Source organism: Polaromonas sp. (genome assembly GCF_012927415.1).
Classification (GTDB): Bacteria; Pseudomonadota; Gammaproteobacteria; order Burkholderiales; family Burkholderiaceae_C; genus Polaromonas.
Genome location: NZ_JABBPF010000090.1, coordinates 1 through 19,097 on the forward strand (window position 1 = coordinate 1; position 19,097 = coordinate 19,097).

General features: G+C 59.5%; 16 protein-coding genes and 1 pseudogene. 14 read left to right on the top strand and 3 right to left on the bottom strand.

Features of this window, described 5'->3' with window-relative positions; genetic code table 11:
• Positions 1-186, top strand: a pseudogene (locus tag HHJ19_RS09355) (sulfite exporter TauE/SafE family protein); the annotation flags it as partial.
• 158 nt (positions 187-344) lie between these two features.
• On the opposite strand, the gene rocF reads toward HHJ19_RS09355, so the two are convergent.
• A complete protein-coding gene (gene rocF / locus HHJ19_RS09360; protein WP_296906330.1) occupies positions 345-1,262 on the bottom strand; it encodes an arginase in 918 nt (305 codons plus the stop codon).
• Entirely contained in the window at positions 1,259-2,440 is a 1,182-nt protein-coding gene (locus tag HHJ19_RS09365; protein ID WP_296906333.1) for an ornithine cyclodeaminase, read from the bottom strand. The genes rocF and HHJ19_RS09365 overlap by 4 nt, the downstream gene beginning before the upstream one ends.
• A 123-nt stretch (positions 2,441-2,563) precedes the next feature.
• Here HHJ19_RS09365 and HHJ19_RS09370 point away from each other — a divergent pair, with 123 nt between their 5' ends.
• The 5 genes from HHJ19_RS09370 (at position 2,564) to HHJ19_RS09390 (ending at position 5,660) form a co-directional block, all read left to right on the top strand.
• Positions 2,564-2,992 (top strand): Lrp/AsnC family transcriptional regulator, encoded by a 429-nt coding sequence (locus HHJ19_RS09370; protein WP_296906336.1) that lies wholly within the window; start codon positions 2,564-2,566, stop codon positions 2,990-2,992.
• 19 nt (positions 2,993-3,011) lie between these two features.
• On the top strand, positions 3,012-4,127 hold the full coding sequence (holA, locus tag HHJ19_RS09375) for a DNA polymerase III subunit delta (RefSeq protein WP_296906339.1): 1,116 nt from the start codon (positions 3,012-3,014) through the stop codon (positions 4,125-4,127).
• A 147-nt stretch (positions 4,128-4,274) separates the two neighbouring features.
• Positions 4,275-4,652, top strand: coding sequence for a GFA family protein (locus HHJ19_RS09380; protein ID WP_296906342.1), 378 nt, complete (start codon positions 4,275-4,277; stop codon positions 4,650-4,652).
• Positions 4,653-4,782: 130 nt separating this feature from the next.
• Positions 4,783-5,313, top strand: coding sequence for a hypothetical protein (locus HHJ19_RS09385; RefSeq protein WP_296906345.1), 531 nt, complete (start codon positions 4,783-4,785; stop codon positions 5,311-5,313).
• Positions 5,314-5,507: 194 nt separating this feature from the next.
• Complete coding sequence (locus tag HHJ19_RS09390) at positions 5,508-5,660, top strand: hypothetical protein (protein ID WP_296906348.1); 153 nt, start codon at positions 5,508-5,510, stop codon at positions 5,658-5,660.
• A 40-nt stretch (positions 5,661-5,700) separates the two neighbouring features.
• Here the strand turns inward: HHJ19_RS09390 and HHJ19_RS09395 are convergent, their stop codons facing one another.
• Positions 5,701-6,222, bottom strand: a complete 522-nt coding sequence (locus HHJ19_RS09395) for a hypothetical protein (protein ID WP_296906351.1) — start codon at positions 6,220-6,222, stop codon at positions 5,701-5,703.
• A gap of 719 nt (positions 6,223-6,941) precedes the next feature.
• Between HHJ19_RS09395 and HHJ19_RS09400 the strand changes: the two genes are divergently transcribed.
• The 8 genes from HHJ19_RS09400 to HHJ19_RS09435 form a co-directional block, all read left to right on the top strand.
• Positions 6,942-8,900, top strand: a complete 1,959-nt coding sequence (locus tag HHJ19_RS09400; protein WP_296906354.1) for a type IV pili methyl-accepting chemotaxis transducer N-terminal domain-containing protein — start codon at positions 6,942-6,944, stop codon at positions 8,898-8,900.
• Between the two features lie 116 nt (positions 8,901-9,016).
• Positions 9,017-9,709, top strand: a complete 693-nt coding sequence (locus tag HHJ19_RS09405; RefSeq protein ID WP_296906357.1) for a response regulator — start codon at positions 9,017-9,019, stop codon at positions 9,707-9,709.
• 159 nt (positions 9,710-9,868) lie between these two features.
• Positions 9,869-11,131 carry a nitrate/nitrite transporter gene (locus HHJ19_RS09410; RefSeq protein ID WP_296906360.1) on the top strand — a complete coding sequence of 421 codons (1,263 nt, stop codon included), beginning with the start codon at positions 9,869-9,871 and terminating at the stop codon, positions 11,129-11,131.
• Between the two features lie 28 nt (positions 11,132-11,159).
• Complete coding sequence (locus HHJ19_RS09415) at positions 11,160-12,827, top strand: MFS transporter (RefSeq protein ID WP_296906363.1); 1,668 nt, start codon at positions 11,160-11,162, stop codon at positions 12,825-12,827.
• A 43-nt stretch (positions 12,828-12,870) separates the two neighbouring features.
• Positions 12,871-16,689: a nitrate reductase subunit alpha gene (locus HHJ19_RS09420; protein WP_296906365.1), complete on the top strand. Its 3,819-nt coding sequence runs from the start codon at positions 12,871-12,873 to the stop codon at positions 16,687-16,689.
• Positions 16,686-18,218 (top strand): nitrate reductase subunit beta, encoded by a 1,533-nt coding sequence (gene narH / locus HHJ19_RS09425; RefSeq protein WP_296906368.1) that lies wholly within the window; start codon positions 16,686-16,688, stop codon positions 18,216-18,218. The genes HHJ19_RS09420 and narH overlap by 4 nt, the downstream gene beginning before the upstream one ends.
• A gap of 3 nt (positions 18,219-18,221) precedes the next feature.
• Positions 18,222-18,929 (top strand): nitrate reductase molybdenum cofactor assembly chaperone, encoded by a 708-nt coding sequence (narJ, locus tag HHJ19_RS09430; protein WP_296906372.1) that lies wholly within the window; start codon positions 18,222-18,224, stop codon positions 18,927-18,929.
• On the top strand, positions 18,926-19,097 hold a 172-nt coding region (locus HHJ19_RS09435), incomplete at its 3' end, for a respiratory nitrate reductase subunit gamma (RefSeq protein ID WP_296906375.1). The genes narJ and HHJ19_RS09435, both read left to right, overlap by 4 nt.

The window sequence follows — 19,097 nt, forward strand, 5'->3', positions numbered from 1 at the left end:
GCCCTGGTTGCCTTGGGAAGCAGCGTGTCCCTGCTGATCGGCCCTTGGTTGTTCCTGCGCCTGCATGGCAGCGGGAGCGGCGAGTGGGGAATCCGCCTGGCTGGCATGGCTTTGGCGCTCACTTCCGGCTGGGCTTTGTGGATGGGTTTGGCACACAACGCTGCGCCTTGGTGCGTGACGCCTTGATTCCATTTCCACTCCACTCCACTCCACTCCACTCCGACACCTCGTTGTCGCGCCGCGCTACAACAATGATTGCCATGACGCGTACCAATTCGTACTAAAGTGGAAAAAGTGCCCGTCTCAGGCCGTCAATCGTTCTCAGGACTGACAGGCTGAGCGAGTCAGGATTGCCGCATCAGCGTGCTCTTTCCGAACAGGCTCTCTATCAAATCAAGCGCCACTTCCGCCGTACCGTTGCGCACATCCAGTGCCGGGTTCAACTCCATCACATCAAGCGATGCCATGCGACCAGTGTCGGCAATCATTTCCATGCACAGCTGGGCCTCGCGGTAAGTCGGGCCACCTTTGACGGCTGTGCCGACACCCGGCGCAAAGCTGGCGTCCAGAAAGTCAACATCAAAGCTCACATGCAGGTGCGTGTTGTCGTCGACGCCGGCCAGCGCCGCTTCCATGGTGCGCTTCATTCCCATCTCGTCGATATAACGCATGTCGAATACTTCAAGGCCCGACTGCCTGACGAAGCGTTTTTCTCCTTCGTCGACACTGCGAATGCCGATCTGGCGAATGAACGAAGGCTCAATGGCTGGTGACAGTCCGCCTATGCTGGTCAGTTCTGCAGGTCCATGGCCGCAAAGGACGGCCACCGGCATGCCATGCGTGTTGCCGCTAGGTGTCAGTGAATCGGTGTTGAAGTCGGTGTGCGCATCAAGCCACAGCACGCGCAGGTTCTTTTTCACCTGACGACAATGACGTGCTACCGCGCTGATCGAGCCGATGGCCAGACAGTGGTCACCGCCCAGCAGCAGGGGCATGTCCCCCGCTTTCAGCGCCGAATGCACGGCCTCGTGAACCGCCCGGTTCCATGTGGCTACCTCGACCAGGTGACGGTAGCCCCTGACGGGTTCCTGCCATGGGTTGGCCGGCCCACTGAGGTTTCCGTGGTCGGTGACCTGCAAGCCGTGGCCTTCCAGCGTGGATTGCAGCCCTGCAACGCGAAAGGCCTCCGGGCCCATGGAGGCCCCGCGTGTCCCCGCCCCAATATCGGTAGGTGCGCCTATGAGCCTGATGAGACGTGTCATGTTGAGGTCAATTCGGTGTTAAAAAAAGGCTGCGTCTTGCCAGCAGCGTCTGTTTTTTTGCCCAGCGGAATAGCTGATTTGCTCGGCAAAGCCGAGGGGGTCGGCCGCCCCGGCAAATCAAAAGCAGCAGGCCTGACCAGCTGGTAAAGATTTTTTGGGTCGTCGAGTCGCGGAATCAGGGGAATGGAGCCACCGACCGCCAGCGACTGCGCCGTGTCGTAAAGATACCGCAGTGCCGAAAAATCCTCAAGCGCAAAGCCGACCGAGTCGAACATCGTGATCTGCGCTGCGCTGTCTCGCCCCGCCTTTTCGCCCGACAGCACCTGCCACAGTTCAGTCACTGCAAAGTCCGGCCCCATTTGCTGTAAATCGCCTTCCACGCGGGTTTGCGGCTCGTACTCCACGAATACCTTGGCCGCACGCAGCGCATCGGCGTGGATTTCGGTTTTGCCCGGGCAGTCGCCGCCTACCGCATTGAGGTGTGTACCCGGCTTGAGCATGCCGGCCGTGATAATAGTCGCATTGGTCTTGTCAGCCGTGACGGTGGTCACGATGTCGGCATCCTGCAAGGCTTCGGCGATGTTGCCACAGGCCCGCAGGCGCAGGGCCGCTGTATCCGGGTTGGATTGCAGGTTGCGCATCAGTTTGGCGGTTGCACCGGCATCAATGTCGTACAGGTGGATTTCCTCAATGCCCAGCAAATGATGAAAGGCCAGCGCCTGGAACTCGCTCTGCGCGCCATTGCCAATCAGCGCCATCACGCGGCTCTCAGGCCGGGCCAGCGCGCGCGCCGCCACCGCCGAGGTGGCCGCGGTCCGCAAGGCAGTGGTCAGAGTCAATTCGCTGATCAGCAGCGGCACGCCTGTTGCCACATCGGCCAGCACCCCAAAAGCCATCACGGTGGACAAGCCCAGTGCGGTGTTTTTCGGATGGCCGTTGACGTACTTGAAGGTGTAGGTTTTGGCATCGGCAATCGGCATGAGTTCGATCACACCATCGCGGGAATGGCTGGCCAGACGGGCCGATTTGTCAAAACTTTGCCAGCGCAGGAAATCCTGCTGAATGCAAGCGGCCATGCCTTCCAGTGTGCGGACCATGCCTTGGCAACTGACAATGCTGGCGACATCCTGCGGGCTTAAAAAAAGGGTGTTCAAACTGGTCGCGACCGGGTTTTTCATGACTATCTCGCATTGTTTTATAAAGATGGCTACCAGTGTGTTTCCGACCCAAATCAATAACAAGTGTCAAATGTGCTTGTAAATAATCAATTTATTGGCGTTTTGACAGGTTAGGATGCCGAAATGGATGAGACCGACCATCAACTTATTTCTTTGCTGCGGCAGGATGCGCGACTGTCCGTTGCAGCGCTGGCCGCCAAGCTGGGCGTATCGCGCGGCACGGTCACCAACCGCATCCGGCGGCTGGAAGACAACAACGTCATCGTGGGCTACACCGTGCGCCTCAGGCCCGACGTGCAGTGCAACGAGATAAAAGCCTGGATGAGCATTGCTGTGGAAGGCAACCAGACCCGCGCCGTGATTGCCCGCCTGTTGGGCGAGCCGGGGGTGGCAACGCTGCATGACACCAACGGCCGTTGGGACTTGCTGGCCGAACTCCGGGCCGAGAACCTGCAGGCGCTGGCCAAGGTGCTGGAACGCATTCGCCTCCTGAAGGGCATCAGCAACACCGAAACCAGTATTCACCTGGAAACATACCGGCTCTCGTCGTAGGTTCTAGAATTGCGCCACTATGCAACTGGCCCCTGCCCAACTGTCCGAACACCTCAAGCGGGGACTCAAAAGGCTCTACACCTTGTATGGCGACGAGCCTTTGTTGGTCCAGGAATTTGCCGATGCCCTGCGCGCGGCGGCCCGGGGCCAAGGTTACACCGAGCGCACGGTGCACACCGTGGCCGGCGCGCATTTCGACTGGAGCGAGGTGCTGGCCAGCGGCGGCTCGCTCAGCCTTTTTGCCGACAAACAGATTGTTGAAGTCCGAATTCCCAGCGGCAAGCCGGGCAAGGACGGCTCGGTGGCGCTGCAGCAACTGGCTGAGCGCGCTCAGGGCGACGACTCCACGCTCACGCTGGTGATGCTGCCCCGGCTCGACGGCGCAACCACCAAGGGCGCCTGGTTTGGCGCGCTGGACAGCTTTGGCGTGACGGTCAAGTTCGAGCCGATTGACCGGCGCATGCTGCCGCAATGGATCGCCCAGCGCCTGCAACTGCAGGGCCAGCGCGTGGCCAGCGGAGAAGAAGGCCAGCACACGCTGCAGTTTTTTGCCGACCGGGTCGAGGGCAACCTGCTGGCCGCGCACCAGGAAATCCAGAAACTGGCCCTGCTTTACCCGGTGAAGGCCGCGGGCGATGGGCTGCTGGGTTTCGACCAGATCGAAAACGCCGTGCTCAATGTCGCGCGTTACGATGTTTTCAAGCTGTCGGAAGCCGTGCTTGGCGGCCAGGCACTGCGCGCGGCGCGCATGATCGACGGGCTGCAGGCCGAAGGCCAATCGGAAGTGCTGGTGCATTGGGCATTGGCAGAAGACATCCGCAGCATGAAGCGGGTTAAGGACGCGATTCATGCGGGCCGTCCGATGCCGATGGCGCTGCGCGACAACCGCGTCTGGGGCGCGAAGGAAAAGCTGTTTGAGCGGGTGCTGCCCGGCATGAGCGACGCGGCGCTGGCCAAACTGCTGGACGCAGCGCAGAAGGTCGATGGCATTGTTAAAGGGATGAAGCAGCCGGATTGGCCGGCGAGCGGCTGGCAGTCGCTGCACCGGCTGGCGGGCATGGTCTGCACGCTAAGCGCCGCGCCGCTGCGGGCCGGGGGTACCGCAAGTCGTGCGGCGCCCGTGGGTAGAAACTAGACCGAGGCTAGAGTTAAGTTCGCTAGCTTCAAGCGGTTGGCAGATCCAGATTACATTGCAGCTGCCGATGTATACCGCAGGGTTTGCGGCGTACATTATGTTGGGCCGCTGATAATCAGCTGTACATTTTTACCGAGGAGAAAACATATGACGATAACGGGAAGCTGTCATTGTGGAAAAAACGCATTTAGCATCGACGGCGATATTCCGACGGAGCTTACTCGGTGCACTTGCTCTTTTTGTTCAAAGCGCGGCGCGCTGTTAGCCTACTATCAGCCCAGTCAATTCCACGCAATCGCCCAAACGAATGATGATGATGCGATTTATCGCTGGAATACAAAGCTTGTAGCGCATCATTTCTGCTCTGAGTGCGGTTGCGCTACATACACAGATAGCCCGGCTTTCGAGCAAGACGGAAGTTGGGACAAAGTCAACCGTCGGATTGGCGTCAATGCGCGTTTATTCGACAACTTCGATGCAGCTGCAGCGCCTGTTGCTGTTATTGATGGCAAGAACCTCTGGTAGTTTAGTTGGCTGTTCGTTTGCCTAACTCGCCGCCAAAGGGTGAGGGAGTGGCTTAGCAGTTCATTTAAGCAGAAGCCGCTTCGCGGTTCGGTTTAATTCAGGCGTTGGGCATTAACAAAGACACGGTGGCATGACCAACGCCGAATCGCTCAACTTCATGGTCGTTATTGCCGCTGCCATTGCCACTATTTTGGCCGCGCTGGCAGCGTTTCGATCAGCGCGTTCAGCAGACTTGGCTCTCCAAGCCCTGATTGAGGAGCAATTTCGTACGGGCAGGCGCGACGTGGCCACTTTGGTATCCGCTTGCTCATATGAATTCAACCGAATCCGTTTCCTTGCGCACACTTTGAACGTCATCGACCGCGCGAATGCAATGTTTGCCGGTGGCTTCGGTGGCAGCCGCCACAAGCTTGCCGAAGATGGTGTTTTGAAGCGAGTTTCGACCGCGAAAGAAATCTTCCAAGCGGTCTCTCCATTCAGAGACAACCCGAATGTAATTAACGAGTTGGTGCAATGGGACATCGACAGGTTGCAAGTTACTCTGACTATTCGACTCTCCGATCTACGCGTCATTGCTGATGAGCTTGATCGAGACAGCTCTTCACGAGAGGCGCAGCTGCTGCAGCATAGAGAGCGGGCAATCATGGGCGGAGCCAAATAATTCCTAACCGGTCGATCGAGCCGACTCGCTTCGGTAGGCCTCCTGTAGCAGCTCACCTTCACCATACCGAAACCCGGGGCCATGTGCCGGATGGCAAGGTCGCGTACTGACAGATGGCGCAGAAAATCGGGTTACGCTGGATTGATTTGGCTTCCTGATCCTTTTGAAGGTGCGCCACCTGCAGGAAAATCCTGTTGACTTACGGCGGCTGCGAACCCTCACAGCAGGCGATCCTCGATGCCGGCCTGCGCAAGCTGAACGATGCCGGGCTGACGGCGTGCGGCTCGATGTTCAAGGCCTTGATCGAGCAGGCGCCCTGCAGTGTGCGAGTCGTCATTTCGCATTGAATTTTGCATTGAAGGGAAGGCAGCGTGTCGCCGGCAGGTACTAGGGCACTGTCTCGGGGGATACGCGCCGGTATCGGATGCGGTTGCGGTGCACATGGTCAATGCCGGTGAATTCGTTTTTTGACTCCAGCTGGATCTCAAACGTGGCAAACGGCAGGTTCAAACGAGAGGGCGGCTTGCCATTCATGCTGGTGTATTTGCGCTTGAGGTTGGTGCCGTCGTAAAGCCAGGTGCCCGTATGGTTCTGCGCAGTCACCTGGCCTGCGGCATCGGCGATGCGGACCGTTTCAGCAAAACTGCCGTCTGCCGAAAGCACCAGGATGCGCCGGGCCTGGACGCTGTTGTCGCCGTATTCCCTCAGCCAGGCGCCCTGCAGCAGCGCCTGCAGGTCCTCGGGACCGTAGCGCGGCGCGCTGGTGGCATCGGCCGTCGGGCCCGTATTGTCGCAAGCCGTTAAAAGAGTACAGAGCGCCACCAAACTGGCCATGAAAAACTTCATCAAACGATGATGCTCCAGATTTGCAAGGTAACGGCGCCTGAAGGGTGACGTGGTACCGCTCATATCTTGCCATCCAGGCGAGGGCGCGTTTAGGGGTCTCGCGCCGGCTGGCGTTTTTTCTGGCCGCGTTGATACACAGGGAATCCAGCTCGAGCCTGTTCGCATCCCGGCAAGTCAGGCCGGTGACGTCGCCGGTGATCAAGCTGTCGCTGTTCTGCGTGCCAGCATAGCGCAGCAAGCTCATTTCCGCAGGCGTCGCCTTAAGATACGGGCCCCTGAGTTGCTCGGCAAGTTTGGCGTCGCTTGCCCAAAGATTTTGCCGGCGCTAACTCTTAAACTGATAATGCCTTGAGCCTTGCGGCTGGTTAATTCCTGATGCTGACATCATCGGCAACATGAATAAGGGTTTTGCTAAGGGATCAGGGGGCTGAATTTTTCCGGCCCTGCGCTTGGGCGCAAAATTTCGTGCAATAGCTGTCCGGCGATGTTCGTCCCGCAGCGCGTTTCCAAGGAAAAATCGATATGAAGCGTGAATATTTCGGACGGCTTCGGCCCCTGACGCCTGTCCGGCCCATCGGTCGGGATGCGTTGAAGAAAAATCACCTTAAGGCTGGAGAAACCGGGGCCGGCGTCGTTCAAGCCGCAAGCCGATCATGAAAGGCATGAAACGACGTTCCTCGAAAACCTGTGTGCCGACATGTTCAAGCTGCCCAAAGCAGCGCTCGGCGGTTATTTTGCCCGGGCCCTGTCGGGAAAATAGATAACCGTCAGGTACCCGCCGCATGCATCACACCGCTTCGCTTTCCAAAAAACTGATCCGCATTGGCGCCAGCCTGCTGATCATCGCTTTGGCCTCCATCGGCTTGACCTTGTGGGTTACCTGGCAGCTCGAAGGCGGCGCGGCGGCGGTCAATGAAGCCGGGCGCATGCGGATGCAGACCTGGCGGCTGACCAGCGCGGTTCATGCGGGCGTGGCGCCGCCGGTACTTCAGCGCCTGGTCGGGAATTTCGACGACTCTTTAACGGTATTGCGCAATGGCGATGCGTCACGGCCACTGTTCGTGCCGTGGGATGACCAGGTCCGCAAGCAGTTTTCCGTGGTTGAGTCACTCTGGAAAGAGCAGCGCCGGCAGTCTTTGGCAGAGCCGCCCCTGCCAGTGAATGATTCGCTGCAGGCGGCGGGCGATTTTGTCGAGGCGATCGACCGGTTTGTGCTGGCCATCGAGCAGCACCTGTCGCGCCTGACGGCTATCTTGAACCTGTTCCAGTTCGCCATGATGGCGCTGGCCATCGCCGGGGCGGTGGTCATGCTCTACACCGGTTACCTGTATGTGATCAGTCCGCTCAGCCGGCTTCGCCAAAGCCTGGCCAAGGTCCAGTTGGGGGAGTTCGCCACCCGCATCGAGGTTGATACCGAGGACGAGTTCGGCCAGGTGGCGACCGGCTTCAACCGCATGGCCGGAACCCTGGACTCGATGTACAAGGGCCTGGAAATCCAGGTCGAGGCCAAGACGCGGCATATCGAGGCGCAGCGGGTGCGGCTGGAGGCTTTGTATGAAGTCAGCGCCTTTCTGGCTCAGGCCAGCAGCATTGATGAGCTGGCGCGCTTCTTTACCCAGCGCGTGCGCAGTCTGATGAAGGCCGATGCGGCCGCAGTGCGCTGGTCGGACGACGCCAGCCAGCGCTATTTGATGCTCGCCTCTGACTGCTTTCCGCAGGACATGCTGGAAGAAGAGCGCACTCTGCTGGCCGGTGCCTGCGCCTGCGGCAACCTCCAGCCGGAGTCAACCACCCGTGTCATCCCGATCCTGAGCCATGACCAGATTCCGGTGCGGCGCTGCGCCAAGGTCGGTTACGAAAGTGTCGTCAGCGTGCCCATCCGGTTGCAGCACCGCCTGCTGGGTGAATTCAATTTGTTTTTCCGCAGCGCCGTGACGCTGAGTGCGGAAGAAACCGAATTGCTCGATGCGCTGGCAAGTCACCTGGCCAGCGCGCTGGAAAGCCTGCGCGCCGCCGCGCTGGCCAGGGAAGCGGCCGTTGCCGAGGAGCGTGCCATGCTGGCCCGCGAGCTGCATGACTCGATTGCGCAGTCGCTGGTGTTCTTGAAAATACAGGTGCAGCTGCTGCGCACAGCCGCCCAGAAAGGCCAGCCGATGCAGATGACGCAGGCGCTGGACGAACTGGACACCGGGCTGCGCGAAAGTATCGGCGACGTGCGCGAGCTGCTGGTGCATTTCCGCACCCGCACCAACACCGAGGACATTGGGCAGGCCTTGCAGGAAACGCTGCAGAAGTTCCAGCACCAGACCGGCTTGCCGGCCCACCTGACCATTCACGGCGACGGCCTGCCGTTGCCACCCGACGTGCAGGTGCAGGTGTTGCATGTGCTGCAGGAAGCCCTGTCCAATGTGCGCAAGCATTCGGGGGCCACCAAGGTCGATCTGGAAGTGTTCAAGGGCGCACGCTGGCGTTTTGTGGTCCGCGACGATGGCGTCGGTTTTGACATGAGCCAGAGCCATGACCAATCCCATGTTGGCATGAAAATCATGCGCGAACGCGCCGGAGGCATTGGTGCGCAGGTGGAAATCGTCTCCAGGCCCGGTGGGGGAACAGCAGCCACGCTGACACTGCCAACGCATCCGGTCACTGGCGGCAGCGTGGCCACCACCGGTCTGGAGCTTGAGTCGCCTGCCGGACTCATGCGGGGTGCCTTAAAAAGTGCCGAATCAGGGTGGATATGAACATTTTCGGGCCCTTGTCCAATGTTTATCGGCATTAATAGCTATTAAAACCATAGCAAAATGAACACACATGTAGTTTGGGACCGCGCGCGCGGTAACGCCCCGGCGGAAAAGCCATGACGGCCATTCAGCTGTTGGTGGTGGACGATCACACGCTGTTTCGCCGCGGACTGGTCGCGCTGCTCTCACAGGATGAGCGTTTTAACGTAGCCGACCAGGCGGGCGACATAGGGGAGGCCTTGCGTTGCGTGCAGCGCGCCAAGCCAGACCTGATCCTGCTGGACAACCACCTGCCGGGGGTTCTCGGAGTGGACGGAATAGCCGCGTTAAAGGACGCCGCTCCGCAAGCCCGGATCCTGATGCTGACCGTGAGCGAGAACGAAAACGATCTGGCCGCAGCGTTGCAGGCCGGCGCCGACGGGTATCTGCTGAAGACCGTCGAACTCGATCACCTTTCCGAGTTCATCATCAGGGTGCTCGCCGGGGAGTCCGTGGTCAGCCCGGAAATGATGACCAAACTGGTCACCGCCTTTCGCGCCAAGGCACCGCCCGCCCTGCCGGAGGCCAGCCGTGCCAATGTCGGGACGGGCCAGCTCGCCCAGGAGGGCTCGGGCATTGAGCTGCTTTCCGCCCGGGAGCGCGAAGTGCTGGCGCTGATTGCGCTGGGCGACAGCAACAAACTGATTGCGCGCAAGCTCGACATTGCCGAGACGACGGTGAAGATTCACGTGCAGCACATTCTTCGCAAGCTGCAATTGACGTCGCGGGTGCAGGCCGCTGTTTACGCAAGTCACCGCGAAGCGGGTTGACGGACATCAAACTTTCTCCAGTTTGATGCAGGAGTAGTTCTTCGGAACGATGGTGGCTTTGAGCGCCATCGTTCGTTTGGCGCAGCATTGCCTACCAAAGACGGATAGTAAATACCCTGCGAAACGTCGACAGTCATGCCATGTCTTCTGGAGAAAAACATGGCCTCTGAGCTAAGCAATTCAAGAAAAGCCTGGTCGGTGCTGATTGTCAGCACGCTGGCGTTCACCGTCTGCTTCATGGTGTGGATGATGTTTGGCGTCATCGGCATCCCGATCAAGAAGATGCTCAACCTCAATGCCACGGAGTTTGGCCTGCTCACGGCCACGCCGGTGCTCACGGGTTCCCTGATTCGGGTTCCGCTGGGCATCTGGACCGACAAGTACGGCGGACGCATCGTCATGGCCGTGTTGATGGCTATCACAGTGCCCGCCATCTGGCTCATGAGTTATGCCACTGAATACTGGCATTTCATAACCATCGGCCTGTTTGTCGGCCTGGCGGGCGGATCATTTTCAGTTGGTACACCCTATGTGGCGCGCTGGTTCCCCAAGAGCCGTCAGGGTACGGCGATGGGTGTGTACGGGGCCGGTAATTCGGGTGCTGCCGTCAACAAGTTCGTCGCGCCAGTGCTGCTGGTCGCATTCGGCTGGGCCATGGTGCCGCAGGTTTACGCGATCATCATGCTCGGTACGCTGGTGCTGTTCTGGATGTTCAGCTACAGCGATCCGGCCCACCTGGTGTCCAGCAAGACCAGTTTCCGGGAGCAGCTCAAGGCATTGAAGGATCCAAAGGTTCTTAAATACTGCCAGTACTACAGCATTGTTTTCGGCGGCTATGTGGCCCTGTCACTGTGGATGGTGCAGTACTACGTGGGAGAGTACGGCTTGGACATTCGCGCGGCTGCTCTCCTGGCGGCCTGTTTTTCGCTGCCTGGCGGTGTTTTGCGTGCTGTAGGCGGCGTGCTGTCCGACAAATACGGCGCACACAGTGTGACATGGTGGGTGATGTGGGTGAGTTGGATCTGCCTGTTCTTGTTGTCCTACCCGCAGGCTGATTTCACTCTTTTGACGACGAACGGACCTTCCACCTTTCACATCGGACTAAATGTGTACGCTTTTACCGGATTGATGGCCATTCTGGGCGTGGCCTTTGCTTTCGGCAAGGCCAGCGTCTTTAAATACATCAGCGACGACTATTCCCACAACATTGGTGCCATCAGCGGCATTGTGGGGCTTGCCGGTGGCTTGGGCGGTTTTGTATTGCCCGTTCTGTTCGGCGTGCTGATGGACTTGACCGGCATCCGCTCCAGCGCTTTCATGCTGATGTACGGGGTGGTCTGGGTCTCGCTGATCTGGATGTACTGGACTGAAGTGCGCCGCACTGAAGTCATGGGCAGCCACGCGGCTGGTGCCAAAGCCTGACATCGAACCCACTCACCGAGAACTCATCATGAACAATAAAGTTGCCTCTACCGCAGGTGTTGCCAATTTGCCGCTAGGAAAAGACGCCGGTGCTGACATCACCGACTGGCGTCCTGAAGACGAAAACTTCTGGGAAAACACCGGCAAGCGGATTGCCTACCGCAATCTCTGGATTTCGGTGCCCAGCCTGCTGTGCGGCTTTGCCGTTTGGGGCATGTGGGGAATCATCACGGTGCAGATGATGAACCTGGGCTATCCGTTCAGCCAGGCCGAGCTGTTCACGCTCACGGCTATCGCCGGGCTGGCCGGCGCCACCATGCGAATTCCTGCGTCTTTCCTGATCCGGCTGGCAGGCGGGCGCAACACCATTTTTCTCACGACATCCATGCTGCTGGCGCCGGCGATTGGCACCGGTATCGTGCTGCAGCATCCTGAATGGCCGCTCTGGTCGTTCCAGCTGATGGCGCTGTGGTCGGGCGTGGGCGGCGGCAACTTTGCCAGCTCCATGTCCAACATCAGCACCTTCTTTCCTAAGCGGCTGCAGGGCACGGCGCTGGGCCTGAATGCCGGACTGGGCAACTTCGGCGTAACGGCGATGCAAATTGTCATTCCGCTGGTCATGACCGTGAGCGTGTTTGGCAGCTTTGGCGGCGAGCCGATGACGCTGCTGAAAGAAAGCGGCTGGATATTCGGCAAGATATCCGCCGGCACGCCCACCTGGATCCAAAACGCGGGCTTCACCTGGCTGCTGTCGCTGGTGCCGCTGTCGATCATTTGCTTTTTCGGCATGAACAACCTGAAAACCGTGTCGCCCGCCATTGGCGGAACCATTCCGGCCTTCCTCAAGATCATCTGGCTCTACACGCTGTCCTTTATTCCCGCCGGCATCGGCCTGTATCTCTACCTGCCCAAGCCCAGCGGGCTGGGTGTGCTGAACATGTGGCTGGCCATGCCGCTGATCATTGTCAGCACCCTGATGGTGCTCAAGGTCACTGCCTTTGGTCCGATGAAAGAGAACGTTGCCAAACAGTTCGCCATCTTTCGCAACAAGCATACCTGGTCGATGACGCTCCTGTACATCGTCACCTTCGGCTCTTTCATTGGGTTCTCGATGGCTTTGCCACTGTCGATGAAGGTGATTTTCGGCGTCAGCCATGTGCCAGACGCGGCCGGTGTGATGCAGCACACGCTGAACAATCCGAATGCGCCGCCGGTGCTCGCTTACGCCTGGATCGGTCCCTTTGTGGGCGCCTTGATCCGGCCCCTGGGCGGCTGGATCGCCGACAAGGTGGGCGGCTCCATCGTGACACAAGTCATTTCCGCCATCATGGTCGCCGCTTCCGTCGCAGTGGGCTATGTCATGCTGCTGGCCTACAAGTCACCAGCACCGGAAGAGTATTTTCTGCTGTTCATGGTGCTGTTCGTGGTGCTGTTCGCCGCCAGCGGCATTGGCAACGGCTCGACCTTTCGCACCATCGGCGTGATTTTCGACCGCCAACAGGCCGGCCCGGTGCTGGGCTGGACCTCGGCCATCGCGGCTTATGGCGCCTTCATTGCCCCGGTGGTCATCGGTGCCCAGATCAAGGCCGGCACACCCGAAAACGCGATGTACGGCTTTGCCATTTTTTATGCCCTGTGCCTGGTGCTGAACTGGTGGTTCTACCTGCGCGGCGGGGCTGAAATCAAAAACCCCTGAACGCCGTTTTCGCACCCAACTTTCCTAATTTACGGAGAACTCAATGAGTCATTTCTTAGATCGACTGAGCCACTTTTCCAATCCGAGAGAATCGTTTTCGGGCGATCACGGCGTCACTACGGCGGAAGACCGCACCTGGGAAGACGCCTACCGCAACCGCTGGGCGCATGACAAGATTGTGCGCAGCACGCACGGTGTGAACTGCACCGGCTCATGTTCCTGGAAAATTTATGTCAAGGGCGGCATCGTGACCTGGGAAACCCAACAGACCGACTACCCGCGTACCCGCTGGGACATGCCCAACCATGAACCTCGGGGCTGCTCGCGTGGCGCCAGCTATAGCTGGTATCTGTACAGCGCCAACCGCGTCAAGTATCCGATGATTCGCGCCCGCCTGCTCAAGCACTGGCGCGAAGCGCGCCTCACGCTGGCGCCGGTCGAAGCTTGGGCTGCCGTGGTGCAGGACGATGTAAAGCGGCGAGATTACCAAAAGGTGCGCGGTCTGGGCGGCATGGTGCGCTCGACCTGGGACGAGGTCAACGAACTGATTGCCGCGTCAAATATCTACACCATCAAGCAGCATGGCGCCGACCGCATCATTGGCTTCTCGCCGATTCCGGCCATGTCGATGGTCAGCTATGCCTCGGGCTCGCGTTACCTTTCGTTGATTGGCGGCGTATGCATGAGCTTTTACGACTGGTACTGCGACTTGCCGCCCAGCAGCCCGCAGGTCTGGGGTGAGCAGACCGACGTGCCCGAGTCAGCCGACTGGTACAACTCCAGCTTCATCATCGCCTGGGGCTCGAACGTGCCGCAGACCCGCACACCCGACGCCCATTTTTTTACCGAAGTCCGCTACAAGGGCTGCAAGACGGTCGCCATCACGCCCGATTACTCCGAAGTCGCCAAACTGTCCGACCTGTGGCTGCATCCCAAACAGGGCACAGACGCCGCCGTTGCCATGGCGATGGGCCATGTCATTTTGAAAGAGTTTTACTTTGGCGGCAACGGTCGTCCTCGCTCGGCCTATTTCGACGACTATGCGCGCCGCTACACCGACCTGCCGATGCTGGTCATGCTGAAGGAACACACGCTGGAAAACGGCGAATCCGTTTTGGTACCTGACCGCTATGTGCGCGCTTCGGATTTCAGCGACCAGCTCGGCCAGGACAACAACCCCGACTGGAAAACGGTGGCTTTTGATGCCCAGGGTCAGGTGGTCACGCCGCAGGGTGCAATTGGTTTTCGCTGGGGACCAGACGGCCGTGCCGACCTGGGTCAGTGGAACCTGGAGGCCAAGGAAGCGCGGGGCGGCAACGACGTATCCCTTAAGCTGTCGGTGCTGGAAGGCGATGCGCCGAGCCAGGACAACGCCAAGGTCGGTTTTCCGTATTTCGGCGGCATTCACCATGACCATTTCCCGAACAACGAACAGGGCGACATACTGGTTCGCACCGTGCCGGTGCAGCGCATTGCCGTTGGCAAGGTCGGCGAAGCTCGCGAAATGCTGGTGGCCACCGTGTTCGACCTGCAGGCAGCGCAATACGGCATTCCCCGCGGCTTGCCCGGCGAACTGGCCGCCGCCGATTTCAGTGACAACACGCCCTACACGCCCGCCTGGCAGGAGCAGATCACTGGTGTGTCGCGCGACCAGATCATTACCGTCGCCCGTCAGTTCGCAGAAAACGCCGAAAAGACCGAAGGCCGATCGATGGTCATCATCGGCGCCGGCATGAACCATTGGTACCACAGCGACATGAACTACCGCAGCGTCATCAACATGCTGATGATGTGCGGCTGCATTGGCAAAAGCGGCGGCGGCTGGGCGCATTACGTGGGCCAGGAAAAGCTGCGGCCGCAGACCGGCTGGACGCCGCTGGCCTTCGCGCTCGACTGGATTCGCCCGCCCCGGCAGATGAATTCGACCAGCTTTTTCTATGCCCACACCAACCAGTGGCGCTATGAAAAGCTCGGCGTCGATGAAGTGCTGTCGCCGCTGGCCGACAAGAAGCTCTACAGCGGCAGCATGATCGATTACAACGTGCGCGCCGAGCGCATGGGCTGGCTGCCGAGCGCGCCGCAGTTGCAGACCCATCCGATGCAGGTGGTCAAGGATGCGCTCGCCTCCGGAATGGATGCAAAAGACTATGTTGTTCAGTCGCTGAAGGACGGCTCGCTCAAGCTGAGCTGCGAAGACCCGGACCATCCGGCCAACTGGCCGCGCAACATGTTCGTTTGGCGCTCCAACATTATTGGATCGTCGGGCAAGGGGCACGAGTATTTCCTCAAGCACCTGCTGGGCACCGACAACGGCGTGCAGGGCAAGGATTTGGGCGCCGAGGACGGCAAGCCCGAGGAAGTCGTCTGGCACGACAAGGCGCCCGAAGGCAAGCTCGATTTGCTGGTCACGCTGGACTTCCGTATGAGCACGACCTGCCTGTACTCGGACATCGTGCTGCCGACCGCCACCTGTTACGAAAAGAACGACTTGAATACCAGCGACATGCACCCGTTCATCCATCCGCTGTCCACGGCGGTGGATCCGGTGTGGCAGTCGAAAAGTGACTGGGAAATCTACAAGGGCTTCGCGAAGAAATTCAGCGAACTGTGCGACGGCCATCTGGGTGTTGAAAAGGAAATGGTGCTAACCCCGGTAATGCACGACACGCCGGGCGAACTGGCCCAGCCGTTCGAGGTCAAGGACTGGAAGCGCGGCGAGTGCGAACTGATCCCTGGCAAGACGGCGCCGCAGATGCAGGTCGTCGAGCGCGACTACCCAAATGTGTACAAGCGTTTCACGGCGGTCGGCCCGTTGCTGAAAAAAATTGGCAATGGCGGCAAGGGAATTTCGTGGAACACCGACATTGAGGTCACCCAGCTCGGCCAGTTGAACGGCCTGGTGACCGAACCCGGCGTGACGCAGGGTATGCCACGCATCAACAGCGACATCGATGCCTGCGAAATGGTGCTGCAACTGGCACCGGAAACCAACGGCCATGTGGCGGTGAAAGCCTGGCAGGCGTTGTCGAAGCAGACCGGCCGCGAGCATGCGCACCTGGCTATCCACCGTGAAGACGAGAAAATTCGTTTTCGCGACATCCAGGCACAGCCGCGAAAGATCATCAGCTCGCCGACCTGGAGCGGCATCGAGTCCGAAACCGTGTCGTACAACGCCGGCTACACCAATGTGCATGAGTACATTCCGTGGCGCACCCTGACCGGGCGTCAGCAGTTCTACCAGGACCATCCGTGGATGCTGGCCTTTGGCGAAGGACTGGCCAGCTATCGTCCGCCAGTCAACCTGAAGGCGACGGCCGGCGTGCACGGCATCCGTTCCAACGGCAATGCCGAAATCCTGCTGAACTTCATCACGCCGCACCAGAAATGGGGCATTCACTCGACCTACACCGACAACCTGCTAATGCTCACCCTGAGCCGGGGCGGCCCGATCATGTGGCTCAGCGAAGACGATGCCAAGCTGATCGGCGTGGAGGACAACGACTGGATCGAGGCCTACAACGTCAACGGCGCGATTTCGGCGCGGGCTGTCGTAAGCCAGCGGGTCAAGCCCGGCATGGTGATGATGTATCACGCCCAGGAAAAGATCGTTAACACGCCGGGTTCGGAAATTACCGGCCAGCGCGGCGGCATCCACAACTCGGTGACCCGCATCGTGCTCAAGCCGACCCACATGATCGGCGGCTATGCGCAGTTGTCTTATGGCTTTAACTATTACGGAACCATAGGCACCAACCGGGACGAGTTTGTGGTGGTGCGCAAGATGGACAAAGTAGATTGGCTCGACACCCCGCGCGATGACGACCGTGCCCAACTGGTTCAACAAATGGGAGAAGCTGCATGAAGATACGCGCGCAAATCGCAATGGTGCTGAACCTTGACAAGTGCATCGGTTGCCATACCTGTTCCGTGACCTGCAAGAACGTCTGGACTAGCCGGCCCGGCATGGAATACGCATGGTTCAATAATGTGGAGACAAAACCCGGCATTGGCTACCCCAAGGAGTGGGAAAACCAGGACAAATGGAACGGCGGCTGGGTGCGCAAGGCTGACGGTTCCATCGAGCCGCGCCAGGGGGGCAAGTGGAAGCTGTTGATGCGTCTGTTCGCGAATCCGAACATGCCGCAGATCGACGACTACTACGAGCCCTTCACCTTCGACTACGACCACCTGCAGTCAGCGCCCGAGATGAAGGCCACACCAACTGCGCGGCCGCGCAGCCTGATTACCGGCAAGCGCATGGAAAAAATCGAATGGGGACCGAACTGGGAAGAAATACTAGGGGGTGAATTTTCCAAGCGCAGCAAGGATGCCAATCTGGCAAATTTCGAGCAGGTCCAGAAGGACATGGTCGGCCAGTTCGAAAACACTTTCATGATGTATTTGCCACGCCTGTGTGAACACTGCCTGAACCCGACCTGCGTGGCTTCCTGCCCCTCGGGTTCGATCTACAAACGCGAGGAAGACGGCATTGTGCTGATCGACCAGGACAAGTGCCGCGGCTGGCGTATGTGTGTCTCGGGTTGCCCCTACAAAAAGATTTATTACAACTGGAAAAGTGGCAAAGCCGAAAAATGCACTTTCTGCTATCCGCGCATCGAAGCGGGTCAACCAACGGTATGCAGCGAAACCTGCGTTGGCCGCATTCGCTACCTGGGCGTGGTGCTTTATGACGCCGACCGTATCCAGGAAGCAGCCAGCGTGGAAAACGACAAAGACCTGTACCAGGCCCAGCTCGATATATTCCTGAATCCGCATGACCCTCTGGTGATCGCGCAAGCGCTTCAGGATGGTATTCCGGATGCCTGGCTTGAAGGCGCCCGCCGGAGCCCGGTCTACAAAATGGCTGTGGAATGGAAGGTGGCGCTGCCGCTGCATCCCGAATACCGCACGCTGCCGATGGTCTGGTACGTGCCGCCGTTGTCGCCCATCACCTCGGCAGCCAACGCCGGGCAGATTGGCATCAACGGCGAGTTGCCAGACATTGCGCAAATGCGGATTCCGGTGCAGTACCTGGCCAATTTGCTGACGGCGGGCGACACCGCGCCGGTGATCCGGTCGCTCCAGCGCATGCTGGCCATGCGCTCCTACCAGCGCAGCAAGCATGTGGACAACGAACAGAACCTGGCCGTGCTGGCGCAGGCTGGCCTGACAGTGGCCGAGGTCGAGGAGATGTACCACATCATGGCGATTGCTAACTACGAAGACCGCTTCGTGATTCCAACCAGCCACCGCGAATACGCCGAAAACGCGTTCGACATGCGCGGCGGCTGCGGTTTTACGTTCGGCAACGGTTGCTCCGACGGTATCAGCGATGTGAGCCTGTTTGGCGGCAGCAAGAAACGCACTATTCCCATCAAGGTGGAGGCTTAACGCATGGCACTTTTTAACAATCCCCCCAAGGCATCGAAAAGTCTGCGCGTGCTGGCACGCCTGCTGGGTTATCCCGATGCCCAATTGCGCAGCGACTTGGCCGACATGCGCGGCGCGCTGCGTGAAGAGCGCGCTTTGGCGCCGCAGCGGTTGGCCGAACTCGATGCGTTGATTGATACGCTGTCGCGCAAGGCGCCGCTGGAAACCGAAGCCGACTATGTCGAACTGTTCGACCGCGGCCGCGCCACGTCACTACACCTGTTCGAGCATGTGCATGGCGATTCGCGCGACCGCGGGCCGGCCATGATCGATCTGGCGCAGACCTACGGAAAAGCCGGTATGTACCTGACCGAGGGCGAGATGCCCGACTTTTTGCCGGTAGTGCTGGAATTTACCTCGACCCAGCCGCCGCGCGAGGCGCGCGAGTTCCTGGCGGAGATGGCGCATATCTTCAACGCCATCTTCGCGGCGTTGCAGCAGCGCGCCAGCCCGTATGCCTGCGTGCTGGGCGCGTTGCTGGAGCTGGCTGGTGAAAAAGCGCAGCCGGTTGAAATTGCCGCCGAAGAACCGCTCGATGCCATATGGCAGGAGCCGGTCGTGTTCGACGGCTGCTCGTCCAAGGGCCAAGCCAGGCCCGACCAGCCGCAACCCATTCACATCGTGCCTAACGCTGCGCGCAAGGCACGACCTTCCCAAGGAGCACAGGCATGACCTCGCTGCACGGTTTTCTATTCGGGGCCTATCCCTACGTCTGCCTGACGGTGTTTTTGGTCGGCAGCCTGATCCGTTTCGACCGCGACCAGTACACCTGGAAAAGCGACTCGTCACAGATGCTCCGCACCGGCCTGCTGCGCTGGGGCAGCAACCTGTTCCATGTGG

What these genes read in the sequence shown, in the direction of transcription:
- HHJ19_RS09410 (WP_296906360.1), top strand. Translation starts at nt 9,869, where the DNA reads ATGGCCTCTGAGCTAAGCAATTCAAGAAAAGCCTGGTCGGTGCTGATT.
- HHJ19_RS09400 (WP_296906354.1), top strand. Translation starts at nt 6,942, where the DNA reads ATGCATCACACCGCTTCGCTTTCCAAAAAACTGATCCGCATTGGCGCC.
- HHJ19_RS09380 (WP_296906342.1), top strand. Translation starts at nt 4,275, where the DNA reads ATGACGATAACGGGAAGCTGTCATTGTGGAAAAAACGCATTTAGCATC.
- HHJ19_RS09385 (WP_296906345.1), top strand. Translation starts at nt 4,783, where the DNA reads ATGACCAACGCCGAATCGCTCAACTTCATGGTCGTTATTGCCGCTGCC.
- HHJ19_RS09370 (WP_296906336.1), top strand. Translation starts at nt 2,564, where the DNA reads ATGGATGAGACCGACCATCAACTTATTTCTTTGCTGCGGCAGGATGCG.
- HHJ19_RS09395 (WP_296906351.1), bottom strand. Translation starts at nt 6,222, where the DNA reads ATGAGCGGTACCACGTCACCCTTCAGGCGCCGTTACCTTGCAAATCTG.
- HHJ19_RS09420 (WP_296906365.1), top strand. Translation starts at nt 12,871, where the DNA reads ATGAGTCATTTCTTAGATCGACTGAGCCACTTTTCCAATCCGAGAGAA.
- rocF (WP_296906330.1), bottom strand. Translation starts at nt 1,262, where the DNA reads ATGACACGTCTCATCAGGCTCATAGGCGCACCTACCGATATTGGGGCG.
- HHJ19_RS09405 (WP_296906357.1), top strand. Translation starts at nt 9,017, where the DNA reads ATGACGGCCATTCAGCTGTTGGTGGTGGACGATCACACGCTGTTTCGC.
- narH (WP_296906368.1), top strand. Translation starts at nt 16,686, where the DNA reads ATGAAGATACGCGCGCAAATCGCAATGGTGCTGAACCTTGACAAGTGC.
- HHJ19_RS09365 (WP_296906333.1), bottom strand. Translation starts at nt 2,440, where the DNA reads ATGAAAAACCCGGTCGCGACCAGTTTGAACACCCTTTTTTTAAGCCCG.
- HHJ19_RS09415 (WP_296906363.1), top strand. Translation starts at nt 11,160, where the DNA reads ATGAACAATAAAGTTGCCTCTACCGCAGGTGTTGCCAATTTGCCGCTA.
- narJ (WP_296906372.1), top strand. Translation starts at nt 18,222, where the DNA reads ATGGCACTTTTTAACAATCCCCCCAAGGCATCGAAAAGTCTGCGCGTG.
- holA (WP_296906339.1), top strand. Translation starts at nt 3,012, where the DNA reads ATGCAACTGGCCCCTGCCCAACTGTCCGAACACCTCAAGCGGGGACTC.